This window comes from Moorena sp. SIO1F2 (genome assembly GCF_010672755.1).
GTDB lineage: Bacteria > Cyanobacteriota > Cyanobacteriia > Cyanobacteriales > Coleofasciculaceae > Moorena.
The window spans coordinates 1-22635 of sequence record NZ_JAAHFV010000067.1 but is presented as its reverse complement, the minus strand read 5'-3'; the positions used below and the strand labels follow the sequence as shown (position 1 = coordinate 22635).

Annotated in this window: 24 protein-coding genes and 1 pseudogene; 7 read left to right on the top strand and 18 right to left on the bottom strand. The window is 43.4% G+C overall.

Annotation, left to right across the window (positions count from 1 at the left end; genetic code table 11):
* Window positions 1–107 precede the first annotated feature (107 nt).
* The 7 genes and pseudogenes from F6J94_RS11335 to F6J94_RS11305 all read right to left on the bottom strand — a co-directional run.
* Window positions 108–431 (bottom strand): annotated as a pseudogene (locus F6J94_RS11335) (pyridoxamine 5'-phosphate oxidase family protein); the annotation flags it as partial.
* A 20-nt stretch (window positions 432–451) separates the two neighbouring features.
* Complete coding sequence (locus F6J94_RS11330) at window positions 452–1054, bottom strand: hypothetical protein (RefSeq protein WP_293039909.1); 603 nt, start codon at window positions 1052–1054, stop codon at window positions 452–454.
* A 273-nt stretch (window positions 1055–1327) separates the two neighbouring features.
* Window positions 1328–1666, bottom strand: a complete 339-nt coding sequence (locus F6J94_RS11325) for a hypothetical protein (RefSeq protein ID WP_293039906.1) — start codon at window positions 1664–1666, stop codon at window positions 1328–1330.
* Between the two features lie 338 nt (window positions 1667–2004).
* A complete protein-coding gene (locus tag F6J94_RS11320) occupies window positions 2005–2319 on the bottom strand; it encodes a TMEM14 family protein (protein WP_293024780.1) in 315 nt (104 codons plus the stop codon).
* Window positions 2320–2356: 37 nt separating this feature from the next.
* Entirely contained in the window at window positions 2357–2539 is a 183-nt protein-coding gene (locus F6J94_RS11315) for a hypothetical protein (RefSeq protein WP_293024765.1), read from the bottom strand.
* 121 nt (window positions 2540–2660) lie between these two features.
* Entirely contained in the window at window positions 2661–4379 is a 1719-nt protein-coding gene (gene ureC / locus F6J94_RS11310; RefSeq protein ID WP_293039903.1) for an urease subunit alpha, read from the bottom strand.
* A 132-nt stretch (window positions 4380–4511) separates the two neighbouring features.
* A complete protein-coding gene (locus tag F6J94_RS11305; protein WP_293039899.1) occupies window positions 4512–4829 on the bottom strand; it encodes an urease subunit beta in 318 nt (105 codons plus the stop codon).
* A gap of 1208 nt (window positions 4830–6037) precedes the next feature.
* Between F6J94_RS11305 and F6J94_RS11300 the strand changes: the two genes are divergently transcribed.
* Window positions 6038–7831, top strand: coding sequence for a sodium:solute symporter (locus F6J94_RS11300; protein ID WP_293039895.1), 1794 nt, complete (start codon window positions 6038–6040; stop codon window positions 7829–7831).
* Here F6J94_RS11300 and F6J94_RS11295 read toward each other — a convergent pair.
* From F6J94_RS11295 to F6J94_RS11265, 7 genes are all read right to left on the bottom strand, one after another.
* Entirely contained in the window at window positions 7823–7948 is a 126-nt protein-coding gene (locus F6J94_RS11295) for a hypothetical protein (protein WP_293039892.1), read from the bottom strand. The genes F6J94_RS11300 and F6J94_RS11295 overlap by 9 nt on opposite strands.
* Before the next feature lie 89 nt (window positions 7949–8037).
* Window positions 8038–10008, bottom strand: a complete 1971-nt coding sequence (locus F6J94_RS11290; RefSeq protein ID WP_293039889.1) for a zinc metalloprotease HtpX — start codon at window positions 10006–10008, stop codon at window positions 8038–8040.
* Between the two features lie 366 nt (window positions 10009–10374).
* A complete protein-coding gene (locus F6J94_RS11285) occupies window positions 10375–10737 on the bottom strand; it encodes a cupin domain-containing protein (protein WP_293039886.1) in 363 nt (120 codons plus the stop codon).
* 11 nt (window positions 10738–10748) lie between these two features.
* Complete coding sequence (locus tag F6J94_RS11280; protein ID WP_293039884.1) at window positions 10749–11732, bottom strand: endonuclease/exonuclease/phosphatase family protein; 984 nt, start codon at window positions 11730–11732, stop codon at window positions 10749–10751.
* A 309-nt stretch (window positions 11733–12041) separates the two neighbouring features.
* Window positions 12042–13553: a GUN4 domain-containing protein gene (locus F6J94_RS11275; protein ID WP_293039881.1), complete on the bottom strand. Its 1512-nt coding sequence runs from the start codon at window positions 13551–13553 to the stop codon at window positions 12042–12044.
* 32 nt (window positions 13554–13585) lie between these two features.
* On the bottom strand, window positions 13586–13711 hold the full coding sequence (locus F6J94_RS11270; RefSeq protein WP_293039878.1) for a hypothetical protein: 126 nt from the start codon (window positions 13709–13711) through the stop codon (window positions 13586–13588).
* 125 nt (window positions 13712–13836) lie between these two features.
* A complete protein-coding gene (locus F6J94_RS11265; protein ID WP_293039875.1) occupies window positions 13837–14730 on the bottom strand; it encodes a phosphodiester glycosidase family protein in 894 nt (297 codons plus the stop codon).
* Window positions 14731–14781: 51 nt separating this feature from the next.
* Here F6J94_RS11265 and F6J94_RS11260 point away from each other — a divergent pair, with 51 nt between their 5' ends.
* The 3 genes from F6J94_RS11260 to F6J94_RS11250 all read left to right on the top strand — a co-directional run bounded on the left by F6J94_RS11260 (window position 14782) and on the right by F6J94_RS11250 (window position 17119).
* Entirely contained in the window at window positions 14782–15504 is a 723-nt protein-coding gene (locus tag F6J94_RS11260) for a hypothetical protein (protein WP_293039872.1), read from the top strand.
* Window positions 15473–15712 (top strand): efflux RND transporter permease subunit, encoded by a 240-nt coding sequence (locus tag F6J94_RS11255; RefSeq protein ID WP_293024309.1) that lies wholly within the window; start codon window positions 15473–15475, stop codon window positions 15710–15712. Before F6J94_RS11260 ends, F6J94_RS11255 begins: the two co-directional genes overlap by 32 nt.
* Before the next feature lie 213 nt (window positions 15713–15925).
* The gene (locus tag F6J94_RS11250; RefSeq protein ID WP_293039870.1) at window positions 15926–17119 is read left to right on the top strand and encodes a DNA cytosine methyltransferase; all 1194 of its coding nucleotides are present in this window, start codon (window positions 15926–15928) and stop codon (window positions 17117–17119) included.
* On the opposite strand, the gene F6J94_RS11245 is transcribed toward F6J94_RS11250, so the two are convergent.
* The 3 genes from F6J94_RS11245 to F6J94_RS11235 form a co-directional block, all read right to left on the bottom strand.
* Entirely contained in the window at window positions 17079–17606 is a 528-nt protein-coding gene (locus F6J94_RS11245) for a hypothetical protein (RefSeq protein ID WP_293039867.1), read from the bottom strand. The two genes, F6J94_RS11250 and F6J94_RS11245, sit on opposite strands and share 41 nt — an antisense overlap.
* An 83-nt stretch (window positions 17607–17689) precedes the next feature.
* Window positions 17690–18172 carry a VOC family protein gene (locus tag F6J94_RS11240; protein ID WP_293039864.1) on the bottom strand — a complete coding sequence of 161 codons (483 nt, stop codon included), beginning with the start codon at window positions 18170–18172 and terminating at the stop codon, window positions 17690–17692.
* A 164-nt stretch (window positions 18173–18336) separates the two neighbouring features.
* Window positions 18337–19155, bottom strand: a complete 819-nt coding sequence (locus tag F6J94_RS11235) for a uroporphyrinogen-III synthase (protein ID WP_293024304.1) — start codon at window positions 19153–19155, stop codon at window positions 18337–18339.
* 416 nt (window positions 19156–19571) lie between these two features.
* On the opposite strand from F6J94_RS11235, the gene F6J94_RS11230 reads away from it, so the two are divergent.
* From F6J94_RS11230 to F6J94_RS11220, 3 genes are read left to right on the top strand one after another with little or no spacing between them, the layout of a single operon-like run.
* Complete coding sequence (locus tag F6J94_RS11230; protein ID WP_293039861.1) at window positions 19572–21152, top strand: glycosyltransferase family 39 protein; 1581 nt, start codon at window positions 19572–19574, stop codon at window positions 21150–21152.
* Window positions 21153–21171: 19 nt separating this feature from the next.
* Window positions 21172–21333, top strand: coding sequence for a hypothetical protein (locus tag F6J94_RS11225; protein ID WP_293039858.1), 162 nt, complete (start codon window positions 21172–21174; stop codon window positions 21331–21333).
* A 44-nt stretch (window positions 21334–21377) separates the two neighbouring features.
* A complete protein-coding gene (locus tag F6J94_RS11220; protein ID WP_293039855.1) occupies window positions 21378–21542 on the top strand; it encodes a hypothetical protein in 165 nt (54 codons plus the stop codon).
* Between the two features lie 190 nt (window positions 21543–21732).
* Here F6J94_RS11220 and F6J94_RS11215 read toward each other — a convergent pair whose 3' ends face one another.
* On the bottom strand, window positions 21733–21960 hold the full coding sequence (locus F6J94_RS11215; protein WP_293039852.1) for a hypothetical protein: 228 nt from the start codon (window positions 21958–21960) through the stop codon (window positions 21733–21735).
* Window positions 21961–22635 lie beyond the last annotated feature (675 nt).

Here is a 22635-nt window from a genome sequence, read left to right as displayed (position 1 = left end):
AATCAACCCAAGGTAGCTCTTCGCTATAGACAACAACTCGTTGACTTAAATCTGCATGAATCTGCATGGTAACCTCCTGAAATTAGGTTTATTGTTGGAATCTCTAATTATTGCTTGAGATTGCTACTATCATCACCTGTCCGACTACTTATAGCGGTTTTTAATTGGGTGAGGTACAGAGTCCTGGGTTTTAGGGAATATTGATTGAGCAGTTGTGGGTTGTTATCAATAACTTGAGCTCTTCCCCAAATCTTTAATCGGCGGCGGTGAGCGTAATCCATCAAAAATAGAAAAACGCGATCGCTTTCAGACAAGTTACCGACACTGATGTATTGCAGATTTCCTTGAAAATCCACAAAACCCAAGGTTTTATCGTCCAGAACTTTGAGGAATCCTTTAGGTCCTCCACGAAACTGGATGTCAGGCCAACCGTTACTGTTGACTTAGTAAACTATCGAGTTGTCATAGCAACCAGCACTCCCAGTAACTCATCCACAGGTGTTAAATAGCGGTCATTAAGATCCACCATCGCCTTGCCTTCTTGTGTAAGAGCCAGGAATCGCCACACTTGTCCGGTTGTAACAGTTCCATATACTGTTCGCTCAGCCATCTCTGGCTCTTTTTGGTTAACCAATAGAGCTGCATACATTGTGGCGAGGCATTGAGGGAGTCCTTCATTAATATTTTCGTTTTTTGCCTCTACCACTACCACCACTGGAGCTTTGATCGTTAACTTATCTGGGTTATCAGTAAGGATGAAATCAAAAAATCCAGTAAGTCCCTGTGCTGGATCTACATTAAAGTTTTTGCCAGAAAACAGACTAATACGAGGGTTTATGACTGTAATTTCACTTAAAATAGGAGCGATTAGATATTCAGAGCGAGCTTTTTCAGTATTGATAGCAGTTGCTAGTGGCACAAAGCGTCTGAGAGCTTCCTGAAGAAAGTCACTGGGGTAAATTGGGTCTGCTTGAATCAGAGATGGCACAGGTTCTAGCATATCAATCCCTAGAGAAGCTAGTGTGTCTAGAGATTTAAAATCACTGTAGGACATTCACATCTCTCCTAGGTTTTAAACTTGACACTTGTTACTTGTTACTTGTCAAAGGTCAATTTTAAAGTAATACTTAACACTTAACAAGTAATAATAATTCAGCCAAATAATCGATAATTCCTGGAAATAATACCGAATTGTTTGGCTGATCAAGCTCTTATTTATAGCTAATTAACCTGGATTTATACCTTAAAAATTACTAACTCAGAAACGCAAGGTACTAGACTTGGTGTAGCTTTCGTCCCCCGCCCCAAGCACGGGGGTTTTCAGCTTTCAAGAACTCTTCATAAATATGAAAGAGAAGATGGAAATTAGGACAAAACCAATAACGAGATTCTCGACAGGTAGGGTAGATTGAGGGTTTTCAAGAAAATTAACTGTCGGTCTGACCACATTTTCCAGATTTATGGGATTGTTAAACTGGACTTCTTGGAAATAAGAATAACTAGGTTCATAACTAGGCTCTTGGGGATTGATAAACACTAGAGAAACAGCTTGATCCATCGGACTCACTTCGGCTAATTCTTCAAAAACCAAGTTACGGCTACCGTTAGCAGTCCTGGCGATGGCTGGACTGGTTGAGTTATAATAGATATCTGTGGTGAGAGACACTTGACTAATAATTATTACTATTGGTAAGGTTACAGGTAAAGCACCGCCTAGGCTATAGGGGTTTCTAGCCCAATCTTAGCATTTATAGATAGGATTTATAGATAGGATTTATACATAAGTCAACTGCGAAGACAGGAAGAAAAATAAGCTCAAAGGAAGTTTAGGGGCTAAGACTGTTGGCATTTTGCTCTTATCAGCACGAGACCGATGTACACAGATACCAAATAGACTCAGATTAGTCGATCGGTTAGCCTATCCGGTATCTGTGTGTAAAAATCCATGGTGTGCTTTTCTGGTTGATCAAATGCATTCAGGGGGGACTATATAAAAGCCTGGTTTTAAGCCATAGCTGGATAAAGCATCACCCCTAGAGACACCACACCAGCAATGATCATGAGTCCAGCTGGCATAAACTTGCGAGTTTTAGCGAGCCGGATGGCAAACACAATCACCAGTGCAGCTGCTACGGCTATCCCTAAAGTTTGTGCCCAGGGTTGTCCTTGAAGCTGCATTATTCCAGCAAATATTAGCAATAAACCGCTGATTATACCAGAAATGAGAGATATTTTGCTTTTGGCTTTAGCATAGCCCATGATTCCCCCGATCAGGGCTAAGATTCCGTATAAGAGTACTGCTGCAATACTTAGATTCATCGTTAAATTTTTTGTCAAACTGAACTAAGTTATACCTCTAGCTCGATACCTCTATGGTCAGTTCAGCAGAAAACTTAACATTAGGGAGTAGGGAGTAGGGAGTAGGGAGTAGGGAGTAGGGAGTAGGGGTAACTAGTTGAATGTACCTTATAAATATGGTAAACCCTATAACGGCTATAGCAATTATCATACTCATCAGGTACACAGGATTTTTGTTCACTCCCCCCCCTCCCTGGCTCCGGGTCTCCAACTCCACAAATATTACACCTACTCCCTACTCCCTGCTCCCTGCTCCCTAAAACCCAAGGATTTGTACCTCACCCAATTGATAACTGCTATTATCAAAATAAGAAGTAACGCTGTGCCATGGGTAAAACCGTTGCGGGCTCGCATGTTAATAATTCCCCATCAGCTCTGACTTCATAGGTTTCTGGATTGACCTCAATCTGTGGCAAGGCATCGTTGAGTTTCATGTCGGTCTTGCTCAAGTTTCGGGTGTTGGAAACGGCAACAGCAGATTTTTGTAAGCCAATTTGAGCTGGGATGTCTTGGTCTAAGGCAGCTTGGGAGACAAAGGTAACGGATGTGGCTGCGATCGCACCACCAAAACTACCAAACATCGGACGCATATGAATCGGCTGGGGTGTGGGAATACTAGCATTGGCATCACCCATTTGGGACCATGCGATCGCACCACCTTTAATCACTATCTCTGGCTTGACTCCAAACATGGCTGGACGCCACAGACACAAATCGGCTAGCTTCCCTTCTGCGATGGAACCAACATAATTAGCAATTCCGTGAGCGATCGCAGGATTAATCGTATACTTGGCAACGTAACGCTTGGCTCGGAAATTGTCATTTTCCCCAGTTTCCCCAGTAGTGGTGGATAACATTCCCCGTTGCACTTTCATTTTGTGGGCTGTCTGCCAGGTACGGATAATCACTTCACCCACCCGTCCCATGGCTTGAGAATCAGAGGCAATCATACTAAAAGCCCCTAAATCATGAAGGATATCCTCAGCAGCAATAGTTTCCCGACGAATCCGGGACTCAGCGAAGGCCACATCTTCAGGAATGCCCCGGTCTAGGTGATGGCACACCATGAGCATATCGAGATGTTCTTCTAGGGTATTAAGGGTATAGGGACGGGTAGGATTGGTAGAAGAGGGCAATACATTAGCTTCACTACACACTTTAATAATATCTGGAGCATGACCTCCCCCTGCTCCTTCGGTGTGGTAGGTGTGAATGACTCGGTTTTTGAAGGCAGCAATGGTATTTTCCACAAACCCGGCTTCATTTAGGGTATCGGTATGAATTGCCACCTGGACATCAAACTGATCCGCCACACTTAAACAGGTATCAATAGCGGCTGGAGTAGTCCCCCAGTCTTCGTGCAGCTTCAATCCCATGGCACCTGCTATCACTTGTTCCTGTAATCCCTCGGGTTTGGCACTATTGCCTTTACCTAAAAACCCTAGATTCACAGGAAATGCATCCGCAGCTTGGAGCATCCGGTGAATATTCCAAGCACCAGGAGTACAGGTTGTGGCGTTAGTGCCAGTGGCTGGACCTGTACCACCGCCGATCATAGTAGTGATACCAGATGCGATCGCAGTTTCAATCTGTTGGGGACAAATAAAGTGAATGTGAGCATCAATCCCCCCAGCCGTGACAATCATTCCTTCCCCAGCAACTGCTTCGGTGCTAGGACCAATAATAATAGTGACATTGTCCTGGATGTAGGGATTTCCGGCTTTGCCAATGTTGACTATTTTGCCATCTTTAATACCAATATCGGCTTTAACAATACCCCACCAATCCAGGATGAGGGCATTAGTGATCACCAAATCCACAGCACCCTCAGCGCGGGAGATGGGGGATTGTCCCATTCCATCTCTAATCACTTTACCACCACCGAATTTAACTTCATCACCATAGGTGGTGTAGTCCTGTTCCACTTCGATCACTAGTTCTGTATCAGCCAAGCGGATGCGATCGCCTACGGTAGGACCATAAGTTTCGGCGTAGGCACGACGATCCATACGATAACTCATCAATAACTCCTTGATTGAGGGTAATAGGTAATGGGTAATGGGTAATGGGTAATGGGTAATTTTATCCCCTTGGCCCAACTCTCGGATTACCTGTGGGTAGGGCTTGCTTTAGAAAAAAATAGTAGTTATATATCAAGTTGAGCTATCAAGTTGACCATTAATTTTGCCATTGAAGCCGTAGACCTGACGACTACCGACAAGAGTGACTAATTCCACCTCTCGTTCGTCTCCCGGTTCAAAGCGGATAGCGGTGCCAGCTGGAATATTTAAGCGCATGCCTTTAGTAGCTTCCCGGTCAAATTGGAGAGCTTCGTTGACTTCAAAGAAGTGAAAATGAGACCCTACTTGAATAGGGCGATCGCCTGTATTCGCTACCCGTACTCTGATGGTTGCACGACCAGCATTGAGTTCTATTTCCCCTGTTTGGGGAATGATTTCGCCTGGAATCACTAACTAACTCCTTAAACCCTGACTAGCTTTTTATTATCTCGTGAATTAGTTGATTATCTCGTAAATTCGATTTTTTTTGTAGCCTTAACTGACACACTGAAGCAGGGCCAACGCATCTACCTCTCTTCTGTCACTCAGGGAGTTGTAAAATGAAGAGCAAACCTATTAAACCCGTCAGTCGAGTATGGTAGAGGCGAGACAGGCTGCTTCCACAGTGAGAAAAGTAGATACATACTGTGAACTGTACAAAAACTTATTTGTAGAAGTAAGAGCCTAGGAGTACTTTAAATACATTCATTTGGGACGTGCTTAGTGACTTTGAAATAGTTGACCAGAGATAGGTAAGGTAGTAGGGTTAGAAAATGCACAAGGATTACACCATTGTCTTGATGCAAAGCGCGAGTGGGGGAAACCACGGCAGACGAAACGAAGCGAGAGGGTCGCCTTATTCAAAAATATTTAACCCTTTTCTGCATAACCTGCTGACTATAAAGGCGACCCTCTCTTACGGTAACTATCGCCAAAGGCGCGCTTGGCCGTAGGCCACGCCAAAGGCGAACGCGAACAAACCACTCGCCCTTTGCATCAAGACAGAGAAGTTATTTAGGGAAAGAGAGGATTAAGACAATATTGGGAGAGCACAACGGATAAAGAGAGAATACCAGCCGATTCAACTTGGTTTGTCATGACGAAAATTACCAAAATCACCTATGACAAAGTTGGCCAAATATATCAAATAAGAGCTTGGTTGGAATATGGATTTAAACAAACTAAAAGTGAATTAGGTTGGGCAGATTTACCCGTAACTAATTCTGGTTAAACCATTTTTTTATTCTTGATAAACTTCCATATTTATTACTTATTTAATTCGGAGAGTGACAGAAGAGGAATATATTAACTGCTTGTCCAGGATAAAGCTATATCGTTAGCCGACTGCTAATAGTTGACTGTTTAGATCAGATCAAGTCTGCTGGCGTCGTTCGTTTATAGTCTTAGTTTTTTGGTCAAAAGTCCGTTGTCATTTGTTATTGGTATTGAGAGTCCATAGCCTCAACACCTGCAGAAGACTCTTGTGTTATACAATACCAATGCGCTTCGGACTTGATATCATGCAAAACTTTCTTGTCGCCATTGATTTTTCCGAGATCAAGCCAGTAGTGATTGCCCAAGCCGAAATACTTAATCCTTAATCCTTCATAATAAAATTAATGCATCCAGTTGATTACATCATTGTTACTATTTACCTGATTTGTATAGTTGTTTTTGGGGTTATTCTTCAACGGAAAGCATCTGAGGGTATAGAATCCTACTTTTTGGGAAATCGCAATCTGCCCTGGTGGGTTTTGGGGGCTTCTGGAATGGCCTCCAATACTGATTTGGCTGGGACGATGGTGATCAGCGCCTTAATTTATGCTCTGGGAACGAAGGGATTTTTCATCGAAATCCGGGGTGGCGTTGTCTTAATTATGGCTATTTTTATGATATTCATGGGCAAGTGGAACCGACGGGCAAAGGTGATGACTTTGGCGGAATGGATGCACTTGCGCTTCGGCTCAGGACGGGAAGGCAATACGGCTCGGATCATAAGTGCTGTTGCTAATATTATCTTTGCTATTGGCTCAATGAGTTACTTTTCGGTTGGGGGGGGCAAATTCTTGGGGGAATTTCTGGGTATTGATGACCGCTATGCTTCGATATTTTTGATTTTGCTCGCCCTGGTATACACGGCTGTTAGCGGTTTTTACGGCGTGGTATGGACGGATGTATTTCAAGGTATTTTGATTTTTATTGCGATTATCTATATTTGTGCGATCGCATTCTCTACGGCAACTATCCCGGATACCTTCTCGGTCTCGATTCCTGGGGCTGAGCAATTGCAAACTTGGAATTTCACAGAGTGGAGCAGCATCTCGCCCCCAATCACAGTTGATCTACCGGGAGACTATGCCATATTCAACTTGTTCGGTGGCGTGATTTTATTCTATCTGTTCAAAGAAATTATGGTAGGGTTTGGCGGCGGGGGTGGCTATATGATTCAACGCTATTTTGCCGCTAAAAGCGATCGCGAAGCCGGGTTACTGTCCCTATTTTGGATAATCTTGCTTTCTTTCCGTTGGCCCTTGGTTACAGCCTTTGCAGTATTGGGTATCCATTACGGAACCACTAAGGCGGTAATTGCTGACCCTGAACTTATCTTACCAACGGTGATCGCAGAATATGTGCCAGTGGGGATAAAAGGGTTGCTGATAGCTTGTTTTATTGCAGCAGCTATGTCTACCTTTGACTCAATCATCAATGCTAGTGCTGCTTACTGGGTTAAGGATATTTATCAAGCTTATATCAATCCCCAAGCCTCTAGCCAACAACTAATTATTCAAAGCCGCTGGGCATCAATTGTAATTGTAGTGGTGGGATTGCTATTTAGTTTCAATATCACCAATATCAATGACATTTGGGGATGGCTAACCCTGGGACTAGGTGCTGGACTGTCTATTCCTCTGGTGTTGAGATGGTACTGGTGGCGCTTTAATGGCTATGGATTTGCCCTTGGGACAGTGGCGGGGATGGTAGCGGCTATTTTAACCAAGGCAATAGTAATACCCAATTTAAATTACGCTCAATTTCAGGAATATGCGCTGTTTCTCATTCCCAGCGTTTGCTCATTACTAGGATGTATCCTAGGGACATTTTTAACTGAGCCAACTGACCGGGAGGTGATGGATAATTTCTATCGAGTCACTCGACCGTTTGGATTTTGGGGAGTAATCCGTCAAAACCTCCCAGCTAATAGTCAGGCAAAAATCAGGAACGAAAATCGGCGGGATATTCTATCTACATTGATCGGAATTCCTTGGCAGATAGTTTTGTTTTTAATGGGAATCATGTTGATGATGAAACGTTGGGATAATTTTGGAATCCTGTTGTTTTTATTTATTATCCTATCTATTTGTTTATACTTTAATTGGTTTAGACACCTGTCAAAAGAGGTGAGATTAGATTAAGTTTGAAACTGTAGCAAAGGGAACAGGGGAATAGGGAATCGGGAATCGGGAATCGGGAATCGGGAATCGGGAATCGGGAATCGGGAACAGGGAAAAGTAGGAAAGACCGCGCTGCATCACTACTCCCTACTCCCTACTCCCTACTCCCTACTCCCTATTCCCTCAAACCCCCCGATTACCGATTACCGAAACAACTGGACAGGATATCAGAGGACAAAGAAAAGTCCAAATCCCAAAATAATTGCTCCAACTGCAACAGTCAATGACCAGAAACGATGGTAACTGTTGACAGTGGCGCTATTGCTTTCCAAGTGGATCAAGTCTAGCCAAGGGGCAATTCCTCTGCGGAACCAGCCAACTACATTGACTTGGGAGCCAATTAAGTTCTGCACCTTACTGCTACCAAAGAGGAAGTTACCGATTGGACCAAAGCGAGAAGCATAGCGGGTATAAATCATCCCACTGCGGTCTTGAAGCTTGAGATCGGAACCAAATTTATAGCCAGCATCGCCGCGACCAATTAACTCACCTTGGAGTTTCACGGGACGACCACGCAAAGGACTGGCGTACGGGTCACACATTAAGGTGAAGATATCCGATCGAGACGATTGCTTGAAATCTGGGTACATCACCAGGGTCTTAATCAAGGTTCCCACAGCAAAGCCAAAAAGCATAAAGCTGGGCAATACTGTTACCTGAGCAGTCAGGCTAAAGACGATAGAACCAATAATTAAACCAGTAATACTACCAATGAATTGAGCATTGAACAATACGATATCCACGGCAAAATTACCATAGAGCTTTTTCTTACTGAGCTGATTGCCTTCTCGGACGACAGTAGCCATATCAAATTCAGTCTCTAAGTCCATTTGCTCAGCATAAGTAGTTAAAGCGCGGACTCGTTTACCGGTTAGGGGATGAGTAGAATTCAACTCCATCCACCAACCCCAGGGGTTAAAGATATCCCATAGAAAAACTCGTCCAACTTTCTGGGAGTCTGAGGCGATACGATAGGCGGTACCAGTGGAAGCAGCAGCTTTGTGGTCGCAAATACCGAGGGCGCGGGTTCCTTCAATCAATTTACTGGGTTCTTTTGCTCGTTCCCCTTCTTCCACGATACCGTAGGCAATCTTCACCAAAGCTCGTGATAGAGCATTTGGGTTACCGGTAGTTTCAGCAGCAAAGTGATCAGCATAGTACTCTCGGGTTCGGGATAGGTACAGCACCAGGTAAGTGCCGATGATGTAAAACACATAAGCTACCATTGCTGCTGTTTGAGCAGCATCTTTGCCTTTACTGTTACCACCGCCGCGACTGATCCGTCTAGCGAAAGAATAGATCAGGTAGGTGATTTGTACCAAAGTCGCCGCTAAGGTCATTACGGCAAAGTCCCAGTGGACAATATGCCCCAATTCATGAGCATAAACTGTGGCGATTTCATCATCATCAAGGTAAGTAAATAAACCCTGACTAACGACTAAACGAGCGCTGTTTGGTAAAGAACCATAGGTAAACGCGGTGGGATTTTGGTCGTCAATGATACCCAATCGAGGTTGTTTGATATTTTTTTCTTGACAGACCCGCTCAATCACCTCTGCGCTTTCAGGACTATAGCGCTGGATATCTGCTAGGGTTACCCAACGGGTTTGGTAAAGCCACCGTTGGGTTAAGTCCATGATCCAGGGAGAGATGAAAAAGGCAGCAACATTAAAAATTAGGGTGATGGCAACTGAGATGATTAACCCAGTAACAGGATTGTTACTATTTAGGATTAGCAGCAAACTCAGAGATAAGACTAATACCATCCCAAATAGTAAAGAGATGGTAACACCAGAGGCAAGGGCAAGATTACCGGCAATGCCTTTCATGGCTAACCTGATTCCAGTTTGCGCCACTCTTCCGGCTTTGTGACGGGATTTTGACATGGCTTTAGCTGTTGTTTTTGTTAGGGTTGTTTTTGTTGACTTTGAGGTGAGGGTGGTCAGACATTTTTTTGCCCAATTGCTGACCTGGGAATTTGGGTGATTTTCTAACTTCCGACAGAGGGCGATCGCTTTTTTGTTCTCACCATTGCCGCTATAGGCTTTCACCAGAGCTGCTTGGGCTTGACTATACTCTTGAGAATGGTGATCGGAAGAATGTTGGCAATAGTGGCAATAGTCTTCTAGCCATTGCACCGCCTCTGCATAACGTTTTTGTTTGAGAGCATTTAATCCATTTTATAGTGACATCGGCGTCTTCTCATCATCTCCTAGTTCAGTCTGGCCCTACACTTCTATGAACTGTTATATGAACTGTCATTGAAGGTAGTCTGGTCTTGGTTGGGCTTATATAAACTATTCCCATCTAAGGACAGAGTTTCCTGATTTAGACGGATTTCGGAAATATAAATTTACTAGAGTTAAGGGAAAATGAGACGACAATAAATAGCGATCGCATTTCCCCATCACAGCAGTAACCTATACTAAGTAATCAGGAGTAGCTAATCAAGTTATGAAATGTTTTACATAACTTAATATTTTAGGGGCATACTTGAAGGGCGATTACTCTATAGCTTTTGTGATCTGCTGCTGTTGCAAATTGCCATGAACGGCTAGCCAAATGCAGGGTGGCTCAGCACTGGTATATTCCACTCGATGCTTTTGATGAGCTTTAATAAATAGATAATCCCCTGGTTTGAGCTTGACACTGGAACCGTCAAGGTAGCTAAGGGTTGCTTGCCCTTGTAACAGGATTACCCATTCATCTTGGTCTTGGTCATACCACTCTCCGGTTGGTGTGGTTTGTCCAGTGGAGATGATGCGCTCGATTAATAGGCTTTCGGTAGATATCAACGGTTCAAACAGTTCTTCGGTAGGAAGTTCAGGAGGTAAGTTGAAAATGTTAGCTATCTCTTCAGTGTTCATAGATCACCTTATTAATCAAGTTCAATGGAGACAACGACCTGTCCGTGATCAGATTGCCAACTCTCAATTTTATCGTCACTCAAGGTTTCGTCGATTAGATGATCATTGAAAAGGGAGACATACCCAACTCTGCCAATGCGTTTGGGATTTTGAACCACGAATTCCTGACTGACCAGGATGTGATCTAGGCTCTCGTGGTGGCCATTATGGATGTGGGTGTAGTAGAAGTCACCATAGTTTTGTCGAGCTTGAATGTCTTTGACGTAATACAACAACACATCCCAGATCATCTGCTTTTTCTGAAACCAGAGTTTTCTCAAAGGGGGCTCTCCAGAAACAATTTGAGAAGTTATAGCCACACCACTATCATTGACATCACCCATCACTATTACCGGATGATCCCTGTGCTGTAGCTTATCCATCAAAATTACCCGCAAAGCTGTTGCTTCAGCTGCTCGGAGGATTAGAGATCTCGCTTGTCCTTTGGCTTGTTCAATCGGGTCGTTGCGGTCTACTCCATCTGGGATAATCGGACGCTTGGACTTGAGGTGAATGACAAAAACTGTACAATCAATCGTGTCACTCAGCTTGAGATGTGCTTCTAACACTGGTCGAGAAAAACGCTTGAGTGGGATGTCTGTTCCCTGGATATCCAGGCATGCCGTAGTGGGAAAATCTTTGATGACGTTGTATTCAAGCACTGGAAACCTGGAGGTCAGGGCAACAACTGGACTTTTACCGGTAGGCTTTGCGAACACAGTGGTGGCATTGTCATAAACTTGGCTCTGAGCCAGTGCTTGTTGGAGAGCTTCTTGATGAAATACCTCTTGAAAGCCAACAATGTCAGCTTTCATCTTCCTCAGTTGTTCAGCGATCCAGCTGGTCTTAAGAGCGTATTCTGTTTGGGTATATATCTTGTTTCTATAGTATGGGACATCTGGTAGCACTAAGTTGCATAGGTTAAAGGTTCCAACTTTGAAACGGTTTCGATGCATGATTTTTGTTTGTGCTGAGAGCTATGTCTCCAGCTTGGCATTTCCCCGTCTAAAGATGCGGGGATTCTCTGTTCTTGGAGTTGCTCTAACCTCGCAGGCTTAGGCCATTTGTAACAACTTCAACCAAGGGCTTAGATCATGTCAGGATAATTACCCTTAATCAAAATTTCCCCCATCTCCCGATCTCCCGATCTCCCCATCTCCCCATCTCCCGATCTCCCCATCTCCCCATCTCCCCATCTCCCCATCTCCCCACACCTCCGTTCTTTGTTACAAATATGAGATGCACCCGTTGGACAAGCTTAAATCCTATAACCAACACTCCTCAAGGTGAGAGAATAAATTAACCCTCATCCTCCAAATCGATAATACTCCCAAATTCATGCCATCACGACCAACTAGAGTTGGCAGGTGACCCACTGGAGCCCAGATTACGGAAAATGTCAGGTCTTCATAATTTTTCCATCGTCTTCTGAGGTGCAATCCTTTGCGCTGTCGCCATCCCACACGATGACCAAATTGTTGATAAAGCTTAGTTTGATACGCTAATAGGTTAGGGAAATAATTACTGCGGGAAATACTGTTTGGGTTGTAATAAGAACTTAAAACATAAACGCTTCGGTTGAATTCCAGTTTATCAACGTTATTATCGTCACTATCAAGTTTTCCCCCAAGCTTCTCCCAAATTTCTTTTTGCAAACTGAAGCCGAATTGCCCACTACTATACTTTAGCCAAAGCCCCTCAATGGTGTGTAGATCGGTACAGGGAAAATTCTTGATTGACTCAGGGTCGAGATTGTTGTCTTCTTCTCGATCAACTGCTTTGACCATCAGAGCAAAAGTTTCCTGATCGGCTTCTTTCCATTTACCGGCTCTTAGTAAATCTCGCAAGTTAGAGTAGTCTATGCCTTGATCAGAAATGAGTTGGTCAGGTTGGTGTAGGTCAACAGTTATCCCCAACTCCTTGTGTTTTTTAGTTAAGGTATATTGAACAATTTCAGGAATTTTACCATACCGTTCATAGTTTTCCACAATTTTGCGATACTTGGCTTCGATTTTGCGATACTCACTATCGGGATCATCGTTGGGGTCTTGATTCATTAAAATAGTCAGTAAAATATCCAACCCTTTATTATCGAGAAACAGGGCTGGCTCGATCTCGGGCTTAATAGTCTGGACTTTTTCGGTGGCATAGTTATGTAATTCACGAACATAGATTAAGCCAGCCCCATCTCGGTCTGCTGCACCAGTTTCAATTCCTTCCACTAAGTACTGGGTGTAAAGGGAAGAATGAGCTGGTTTCTGTTCAAAAGAGGTTTGTGTAGTTGTGGAGGAGGTGAGAACTGCTCGCCCTGGAGCACTGAGTTCTTCCTTGAGATTGACACTCACAGGTTCTGTCAGCGAACCGTCAACTGAAGCACTATAGTAATCACACTCAAGAATTACTATTTGTTGCTGAGCATCACTACGACTCAATTGCTGGTGTAAAAAAGAAGCGGGCAAGGTAGTACCTTCAAGGTTATCTTTAGTCGTGATGCTAGTTGTTAAATAAAGTTTACCATCCTGATGAATAATTCCTTTGCCAGAGAAAAAAACTAGGGCTAAGTCATTGACACCACATTGGTCAACTAGCTTCTGAATTGCCTGTTTTAGGGTTTCCAGATTGGGATTGAGCAGCAACTCTACCCGATTAAAATCCCCTAGGTTTTTCTCTTGCAAAACTCGCTGCATTGCTTCTACATCATTGGAGGCAGCTTGATGGGTAGTTAAACCTTCTGCATACTGATCAACCCCGATCAGCAGTGCTACTTTCTTAGCCATTTACTTTTTCACTAATGCCATCTCTTATCTTCTTATAGCATTTCTAAAATAGGTGAGGTACACAAGTTTTGGATTTTAGGGAATCGGGAATCGGGAATCGGGAATCGGGAATCGGGAATCGGGAATCGGGAATCGGGAAAAAATCTTGTGTACCTCATCAAGAGGAGAACTGCTATATAATAATTAAGGACTGATTAGATTGTCAGAGGGTTCCTACTCCCTACTCCCTACTCCCTACTCCCTACTCCCTACTCCCTACTCCCTACTCCCTACTCCCGACTAGTCACGGGTCTTGGTTAACCATTAGAATCGATTTAATTTTTCTTTTGATTCGATTTCCGTTTTTGTCCACTCTGCCATAAACGGTTTTGCCGTTATAATGAAGAGCGGAGGAGCTTCCTCCATCTAGATTCATGGCTTTTTCCACCCCGACAATTTTCAGGAAGGTAGCTAAGGCTCTGAAGGACATACCGGAATTTCTGGGAGCTTCTGGTTTTTGAGCCACCATTACTAACAAAATGCTGCCATCAGGAGTAATACCGACTGCACTTCTAGCATTGGGTCGGCTGCTCCCTAGGGCATCTCGTATGACTTTGCCATTTTCTACAGCTACAAAACCTTCGGTGACTGATGTAATTTGTGGAACCAGCAACGGACCACTGCCTAGGGCATCTAATAATTGACAACCGGGGGGGGTCGGTTCACTGTGTAGAGTAATATCGTAGCGGACTGTTGACCCACAACGGTATCGCCGAAATTCTGATCGATTGAGAATTTTATCCATGTAGGGCTGTAAGCTGGGATTTTGGATCAGCCCCTGGTTGTCACGGGGATCTGCTACCAGTTGCCCTTGCTTGATTACAATCGAGGTGGTCTTCTGATTTTTTGGGTCAAAAAAACCGCCGTTGATGGCAGCTACAGCTTGGTGCTTTTGGGCTAAATCTTCTAAGGTGATTAACTGTTCCGATATGGCGGGAGTAACGGAAAATCCACTATCAGCTGGAATTAATAAGGTATGAACCACACTAAAGTCTAGAGGATGGGATTGGTATTTGATCTGTTTCTGGGGTGGCGAAACATCTGAAGAAAGGGCATCGGGTGGCTGGTGATCCTGGATAGATAACCACGCAACCGCTAAACCTATGGCAATCAAGCTCAGCCCAAGGATTTTTCTCACGTTCTTTTAAAACCAAGTAACTATAGCAAAGGGAACAGGGAGTAGGCAGCGGTGCGACTCCCCGCTTTTTTAAAGCTAAGCTTGAACCCGGAGCGTAGGGAATATAGCATCAAAAATTATCACAATTCCTACACGGATCCCTATTTCGTTGAGTACATCAAAAAGATTAATGGTAGACCATTGCGGGAGGGAGATTTTGTACGACAGGGTGAATTGCTGGCAAGAGTAGACCAGCGTAAGTTAGCGTCTGATGTAACGGTGGCGGCAGCAGCGGAGGTGGAAGCTACCAAAGGGGTAATCACAGCCATGGCTAGTTTGCAACAGTCTCAGGCATCGGTGCGGGCTGAGCAAGCGAATCAAGCCAGAGCTCTGGCAAGTCTGGCTCAGGCTAAGGCAGATATGAAAAAGGCGATCGCAGCTCGGAATTTGGCGGAAACTGAGATGAAACGGTACCAAAGACTGTGGCAACAGGGGGTTGTTTCTGCAAGCGATCGCGACCGGGCGGTCACCCAATTCCAGGATGCGCAAGCAGCGGTTGAAGCAGCGGAGGCTGGGATTGTATCAGCCCAGAGTCAGATTCGTGCAGCCCAAGCCAGTTTAGAGGCAGCGCGAGGTGAGTTGATTGCGGCTCAGGCTCAGATAGATACCGCTGAATCTGCGGTTAGCTCAGCTAAAGCCCAGCTTAACAAGAGGAATGTTATCCTCAAAGACACGGTGTTAAGAGCACCGTTTGATGGTATAGTTGCTTATCTTAACATCAGGGAGGGCTTGTGACAGGTCATGCGATCGCTTACGACCAATCCTGACAACTAGTGCTACGACGATAATTGGTTTATTGCCCCTGGCGTTTAGTGAAGCTAATTGGTTTCCGTTGTGTATGGCAATTATCTTTGGCTTGATGTCGTCTACGCTAATTGCATTTCTGATTGTCCCTGGTCTGTATTTACAGTTGACTCCTAATCATAAGCCTCAGGATTCGTAATAGGAATTATAGCAGTTTTAAATTAGGTGAGGTACAAATTTTTAGGTTTTAGGGAACAGGGAATAGAGAAGAGAGAACAGGTAAAAAATCCTGTGTACCGCATAGTTTTGAAAAACGCTGTAGTTGCTCCAGCAGAACGAATAACGCTAGACTTTCATAGCTATGAACAGCAATAGCTACGAAGCTTCAAAATAGATTGGTAACGTAATAACTATGGCCTTTTCGGTGAGGAAAAACAAGACTCTACCCAGTGTGGGTGATACCGATACCTCTGATAAACATCTGACCTGTGCAGAGTATTTTGCAGGAATTGGTTTGGTCAGATTGGGGCTAGAGCAAGTAGGCTGGAAAGTTGTCTTCGCTAATGATTGGGCCTATGACAAATTTGAAATGTACTCTGCTTACTTTAAGGATGCAAGCAAGCACTATAGAGTTCAAGATATTTTTTCGGTTTGCCATTCCGATATTCCCAATACTTTGCTGGCGACGGCTTCATTTCCCTGTATTGATTTATCATTAGCAGGCAATTTAAAGGGTATTCATGGTCAATACTCTAGCGCTTTTTGGGGTTTTACTCAAATTCTTGACAGTCAAGGGAATAAGCCTCCCCTTGTGATGCTTGAAAATGTGACGGGTTGGCTTACTTCAAATGGTGGGCAAGACTTCCGAATTACCATTGAGGAGTTGAATCGGTTGGGTTATGCCTGTGATGTTTATGCCATCAATGCAGCCCATTTCGTGCCTCAAAGTAGACCACGAATTTTTGTGATTGGGGTGCATACATCCGATGTGAATCAGAACATGTTGATTTTTGCAAGGCGTTCTTCGTCACTTAAAACTCAAGCACTTGAAAAAGCGATCGCAGCTAATCATGATCTGCGCTGGAATTTCATAGAGGTTCCACCACTGCCTGAAAAGGTGAAAACTGGCTTAAGTGGTGTTGTAGAGAATATATCGGATCATGACGAGCGTTGGTGGCTTGAAGATAAAGTGCAACGCCACTTAACTATGATGTCCCCTGTAAATCTAGACTATCTAAAAGAATTTCAGGATTTATCCTATTACTCTTACTGCACCATGTACAGGCGTGTTCGTGAGGGCAAGCAAAGAGCAGAACTCAGAAAAGATAGCATTGCAGGCTGCCTAAGAACTGCTAGAGGTGGCAGTAGTCGGCAAATGTTGGTCAGAGTTGGAAAGGGAACTATCAGAATGCGTCTGATGACACCTCGTGAATATGCAAGGCTACAAGGTGTTCCTGATGATTACCCGATTCCATCACAAATCAATCCAGCTTTGACTGGATTTGGTGATGCTGTCTGTGTACCTGTGATTACCTGGATTGCTTCCCATATCTTGAATCCTTTGGTTAAGTTGATTCCAGAAAATACCTTAGCACTCCATCGCTGATCTCCAAAAGCTTAACACCTTGATTCTTGACAAACCCATAAGTTACTGAGCGTCGAAACCGCTGTCTCGCTTCGGCTTGATAATTTTGAAGGAGTTCGGGTAACCATTTATCAAATTTGGAAAGCATTTTGGCACGCTCGACTAACCAAACTTCAATATTGGTATATGCTTGACTTCTGGCAATAAAAATATGATCAACAGATTTATCATCAGCTAATTTATCCAGTCCGTGATTCCTGTGATATTGGTACTCAAAGCTGCTTCCAATAACAGCAGATTTAACTTCATAGTTGATCAAATCTGCCCCGTCTCTTCGTCTTGCTCTGTCATTGACCAAGATTGCTGCAAATACCTCCCAATCTTTTGAACCTACGCTTCCTTGTACAGTGAAGCCGTATCTTTGATATATTTCAGCTTTATCTTGACTATATTCCAGGATAAATTTTCTATAAAAAGAATACGCTTCTTGGACTTGCAGAGTCGGCACTTAAATCTTCCTCATCTATGCTAACTGTTGCTTGCTCCAAGCTACTCCCGACTCCCGACTCCCTATTCCCTTTGCTAAACTAATCAACCGGATGTCACATCATAAAGCATAATCCGATGACCATCGTAATCACAGAATGCTTGTTCAGTGAAATGGAGGTTTGGTGGTCTAGTAAAGTAATTGGGCTCAATGGTGTCAAGTCCCAGTTCACGGATTTTCTGAATGGTTAGGGTCAGGTCTTTTACTCTGACCACCAGTGCTAGACGATAGGGAGTGGTAGGGGTGGGTAATTCAATTCCCTTGACTTCGGTCAGAGCCAGGGCTCTAGGTTCGTCTTCTGTACTGAGTGATGCAAATTTGAGCTGAGCACTTTTGGGAAACTGAAACACTTGGTAGAGGTAAGAGTCTGGGGATGCTTCAGCCAGATAGTCGAGCCTAAATCCTAGAATATCTCGGTAAATGGTGAATGCTCGTTCGAGATCAGCAACGACTAAGCAGGGGCGCTTGATGTGAAGCCCATCTAGATTAGGGGTATTGGGATTGACTGAGGGCTGATTGGTTTCCATTCACCCACTTAATTTTACCTTAGCTAATTATATAGCAAATTGAATAGGGAGTAGGGAGTAGGGAGTAGGGAATAGGGAATAGGGAGTAGGGAGTAGGGAGTAGGGAGTAGGGAGTAGGGATAAGAAAATTGAATGTACCTCATATAGTTAATTATAGCTGAAAGTTACCTATCAAAAAATTTTGCGATCGCATTCGCAAATCCATGAAATGAGCTGTAACTTTCGGATACAATAGAAACAGTTAATCCCAATTTTTCAGTATTAGCAGCGGTATAGGGACCAAAGCAAGCAACGACACAATGGTTATAATCCTGGGGGGAGTTAACCATTGTCAAAAAAGCGGTTACTTCTGCGGTGCTACTAAAAGCGATTACATCTATCTTGCCTTGACTAATCAGATTTAATTCTACATCATAGATAGTTTGATCCAAAATTCGGGTTTGATAGGTCAATACCGGAGTGACTTTCATGCCTAATTCCTGTAAACCCGAAATAAAATTTGGGATGACATTAGGCTCTGGTATCCCGACCACCTCTGGAATAGGAACTAATATAGTTTTCTGATCAATAGTTGGATAGTTAGACAATTCAGTAACAATTCCTGTTGGGCTAGCTTCAGCGGGAACTAAATCAGCTGTTACTCCAAAATCATACAATCTTTCGGCATCTTTTCCAATCGCAGATAGTTGACAATTTTTCAGCACAGATGTAGAAATACCCAAGGATGCCATGCGCTCAAAAAAAGCGTCTATTCCGTTGCGACTAGTGAAAGCAATCCAATCAAATTTATGAATTTGCCTGAGAGCAGCATCTAATTCAGGGGAATTTTCCAACAGACAGGTTTCAATAGTTGGCATCACTATGGGAAGTCCACCCTGATTAATGATTTGTTGAGATAACCGAGACCCATAGTTTCTCGGTGCTGTTACAATGATTCTTTTGCCATAGAGAGGGAGTTGATTGGAAGGAGATAGAGGGTGCATCTTTTTATTGTAAATCTATATCAATACAGGGAACAGGGAACAGGGAACAGGGAACAGTAGTCAAGAGCTCCAAGGATTTTTTAGTATTATGCTAAATTAGCATTAAGTTTAATGATTATTTTATAAATGCTATAGATAACAGTTATAAAATAATTAAAAAAATAATTACAGTTTTTGTGAATACCAAAAATAACTATATAATTAATTTAATCTTGCCTCTTGCCTCTTGCCTTTCCCAAAGAGATTATGTTCACAAATCAAATGGAAATGCTATATAACCGTCCTAGTGCGAAACTAGTACAAACATTAATCTAGCGTTTTTCATACTTATGAGGTACATTCAACTTTAGTTACCCCTACTCCCTACTCCCTACTCCCTGTTCCCTGTTCCCTGTTCCCTGTTCCCTTTGCTATAGATGAATAAATTAGCACTTACCTTAAAAAATCCCTTTTTCACGGATATCAAGTGGATCCTAAGCCTTTTCCTGGCTGCCCTTTTCCTTTGGGGTATTTTTCTGGGAAACGTACCCCTACGAGACTGGGATGAAGGCACCAGGGCCCTGATCGCTAGAGAAATCTATCGTACGGGCAACTGGCTCCATCCTACTCTGTGGGGACAACCTTATCTACTTAAACCCCCTTTGATGGATTGGTTGATTGCCTTAAGCTATAAACTAGGGGGTGTCCAAGAATTCACTACTCGTCTGCCTGGTGCTTTTTTGTCAGCTTGTGGAGTACCACTGCTCTATTTAGTAGCACGAGAACTATTCGTTGAACGTGTCAGTGCAATATTTGCCGCTAGCGTCTACTTGACCCTGTTGCCAGTTGTGCGCCACGGACGTTTGGCGATGCTGGATGGCATGATCAATACTTGGTTTTTGCTGTTGCTATTGTGCTTACTTAAAGCTTGTCAGGCTCAGTCTTATTGGGCAATTGGGATCGGAGTTTGTTTAGGACTAATTACTTTCACAAAAGGTCTATTAGTTGTGCCTCTAGGGGCAATTGTCTTGGTCTTTATTCTGGCAAATAAAACGTTATGGTTGTTGAAAAGTCGCTATTTTTGGTTGGGCATAGTCCTAGGTTACGCACCGGTTTTGGTTTGGTATATTGCCCAATGGCAGCATTATGGAGCAACCTTTTGGCATGTTCATTTTATCTCGCAAGGATTCGCTCGCATCTCTCAAAAGGTGGAAGGGAATCAAGGCTCACCATGGTATTATATTTTGGAGTTAATTAAGTATACTTTCCCTTGGCTATTGTTTTGGCTAGGAGGATTTTATCTAGCTTGGCGAAAACCTCTCACCACTTGGGGGAGTTTGATTTTAATTGGGACTATCGGCTATTTGACGATTATTTCTATGATGGGAACCAAGCTGCCCTGGTACATTATGCCTGTGTATCCCTTTTTTGCTATAGCTGTTGCGGCTCAACTCACCCTATTTTGGCAACATTGGAGTCGTTATCCTAAGATTTTAACAATTATTTTAGGATTTATCGGAGTAGCTGGTTTAGGGGGATGTATTTATTTTATATTGGCAGATCCCCAACCGGTTTTAATCATTATGGGTATGGTGGTAAGCCTAACCATGACCCTAGCGGCTTTGAAAATTAAACAGCATAACCGCAATTTTATCCCAATTTTATTGATAGGGATGTACATGGCTTTGGTATTATTAATGAGTTCTCACTCTTGGCTCTGGGAGTTAAATGAAGCATTTCCAGTTAAGCCAGTGGCGGCTTTGATTCAGGAAAATACGGCTCCAGGGGATATTATCTATACGTCTTTTCCCTATCAGCGTCCTAGTTTGGATTTTTATAGCGATCGCAAAGTAATTCCCCAAGATGAAAAGACTTTAAAACAGTTGTGCTCAACTCAATCTTACCTGCTGTTGGATAACTCGACGTTGGCGGCTTTGCAATTACCTAACCAAGTATCTTTAGGAAGTGCTGAAGGGTTTACGTTAGCTAGAGGGGTGGGAGTCGGGAATCGGGAGTAGGGAGTCGGGAGATGGGGAGATGGGGAGATGGGGAGATGGGGAGATGGGGAGATGGGGAGATGGGGAGATGGGGAGATGGGGAGATGGGGAGATGGGAGTGTGGGAAGCGATGGCCTTTCGGCCACGCTACGCGAACGCATTAAACAATCTCACCAATCCCAGCATTCTTATACCTAATTGAAATAAGGCATTACTTTCAACCTCATAACCTCCTAACCTTCAACCTTGGCCAAAAGGCCACGCTACGCGAACAACCTTCAACCTCCTAACCTTGGCCAAAAGGCCACGCTACGCGAACAACCTTCAACCTTGGCCAAAAGGCCACGCTACGCGAACAACCTTCAACCTCCTAACCTTCAACCTCCTAACCTTCAACCTTCAACACAATAACCTTCAACACAATAACCTTCAACAAAATAACCTTCAACCTGCTAACCCCAAAAAAATAGCCGCAGAAATACTATCCACGGCTAGGAATGTTACCTTATGTCATTCAGTTTTTTCACCTATCCAGACGTGACCCTATGGGATTAGACCCGATGAGTTAGCTGGGGGCAAAGCCCCCCAGGAATTTAACGTTTTACGGGATAATCAAGTACTTGACGGTAATTGTGATGAACTCTCCCGGAATGCCCGTTGGCTGAAGAGGAGTCCAGTCGGAAATTTCCGTGTAACGAAGTACATACAGGGTATGCATCGTATTAAGTATGGCCTTGCGGGACCCCTTTAAAATATGCTGAACAGGAATTTTTTTTGGGGAAGATTCCTCAGGATTATTATCTGAGTTAGGCGGTAATTGTGAAGGCATAAGGTTAACCTCTTGCTTAATGTTTGCAATTATAATAGTAATGATTATTAAAGTATTTGTCAAGAGTTTTGAAAATTTTTTTTTGATGGGTAATTTAAAGAAAGCGATCGCATCCCATCAGCAATCTGTTTTTTTATGAGTAGTAAATTTTGGTAATTGGGAGTCTGGATAATAAATTTACTGGATATAATAATTATTTTTACTATGAGGTACAAAAAGAACCCACTAAATTCCTAGTGAAAAGGGGTACTTTGAGAAAGAGATTCCCCTAAATCTCCCTTAATAAGGGGTACTTTGAGAAAGAGATCCCCCTAAATCCCCCTTAATAAGGGGGACTTTGAGGTTGATAAGTGTACCTCATACATCCAATAAACGCTATATCATAAGTATGATCAACCCTAGGAAGCGATCGCGTATCGTTTCTGTCAGAGCATCGCTTTTTATTATGAGTAGCATAGGGGATAGTAAATAGTGAAACTATTAAACTTAAGTTGCATTTTTAGTTGTGCTATGCTAAATTAGCAGGAGGTTAAATTATCGATTAACAAATCCTAGAGAATAGCGTTTCCATATAGTAATGAACTAAACAGTATTTTCCCCGATTCCCCGATTCCCTACACCCTACTCCCTACACCCTACACCCTACTCCCTACTCCCTACTCCCTACTCCCTTTG

What these genes read in the sequence shown, in the direction of transcription:
- F6J94_RS11330 (WP_293039909.1), bottom strand. Translation starts at nt 1,054, where the DNA reads ATGTCCTACAGTGATTTTAAATCTCTAGACACACTAGCTTCTCTAGGG.
- F6J94_RS11320 (WP_293024780.1), bottom strand. Translation starts at nt 2,319, where the DNA reads ATGAATCTAAGTATTGCAGCAGTACTCTTATACGGAATCTTAGCCCTG.
- ureC (WP_293039903.1), bottom strand. Translation starts at nt 4,379, where the DNA reads ATGAGTTATCGTATGGATCGTCGTGCCTACGCCGAAACTTATGGTCCT.
- F6J94_RS11300 (WP_293039895.1), top strand. Translation starts at nt 6,038, where the DNA reads ATGCATCCAGTTGATTACATCATTGTTACTATTTACCTGATTTGTATA.
- F6J94_RS11295 (WP_293039892.1), bottom strand. Translation starts at nt 7,948, where the DNA reads ATGCAGCGCGGTCTTTCCTACTTTTCCCTGTTCCCGATTCCCGATTCC.
- F6J94_RS11285 (WP_293039886.1), bottom strand. Translation starts at nt 10,737, where the DNA reads ATGAACACTGAAGAGATAGCTAACATTTTCAACTTACCTCCTGAACTT.
- F6J94_RS11280 (WP_293039884.1), bottom strand. Translation starts at nt 11,732, where the DNA reads ATGCATCGAAACCGTTTCAAAGTTGGAACCTTTAACCTATGCAACTTA.
- F6J94_RS11275 (WP_293039881.1), bottom strand. Translation starts at nt 13,553, where the DNA reads ATGGCTAAGAAAGTAGCACTGCTGATCGGGGTTGATCAGTATGCAGAA.
- F6J94_RS11270 (WP_293039878.1), bottom strand. Translation starts at nt 13,711, where the DNA reads ATGAGGTACACAAGATTTTTTCCCGATTCCCGATTCCCGATTCCCGAT.
- F6J94_RS11250 (WP_293039870.1), top strand. Translation starts at nt 15,926, where the DNA reads ATGGCCTTTTCGGTGAGGAAAAACAAGACTCTACCCAGTGTGGGTGAT.
- F6J94_RS11240 (WP_293039864.1), bottom strand. Translation starts at nt 18,172, where the DNA reads ATGGAAACCAATCAGCCCTCAGTCAATCCCAATACCCCTAATCTAGAT.
- F6J94_RS11235 (WP_293024304.1), bottom strand. Translation starts at nt 19,155, where the DNA reads ATGCACCCTCTATCTCCTTCCAATCAACTCCCTCTCTATGGCAAAAGA.
- F6J94_RS11230 (WP_293039861.1), top strand. Translation starts at nt 19,572, where the DNA reads ATGAATAAATTAGCACTTACCTTAAAAAATCCCTTTTTCACGGATATC.
- F6J94_RS11225 (WP_293039858.1), top strand. Translation starts at nt 21,172, where the DNA reads ATGGGGAGATGGGGAGATGGGGAGATGGGGAGATGGGGAGATGGGGAG.
- F6J94_RS11215 (WP_293039852.1), bottom strand. Translation starts at nt 21,960, where the DNA reads ATGCCTTCACAATTACCGCCTAACTCAGATAATAATCCTGAGGAATCT.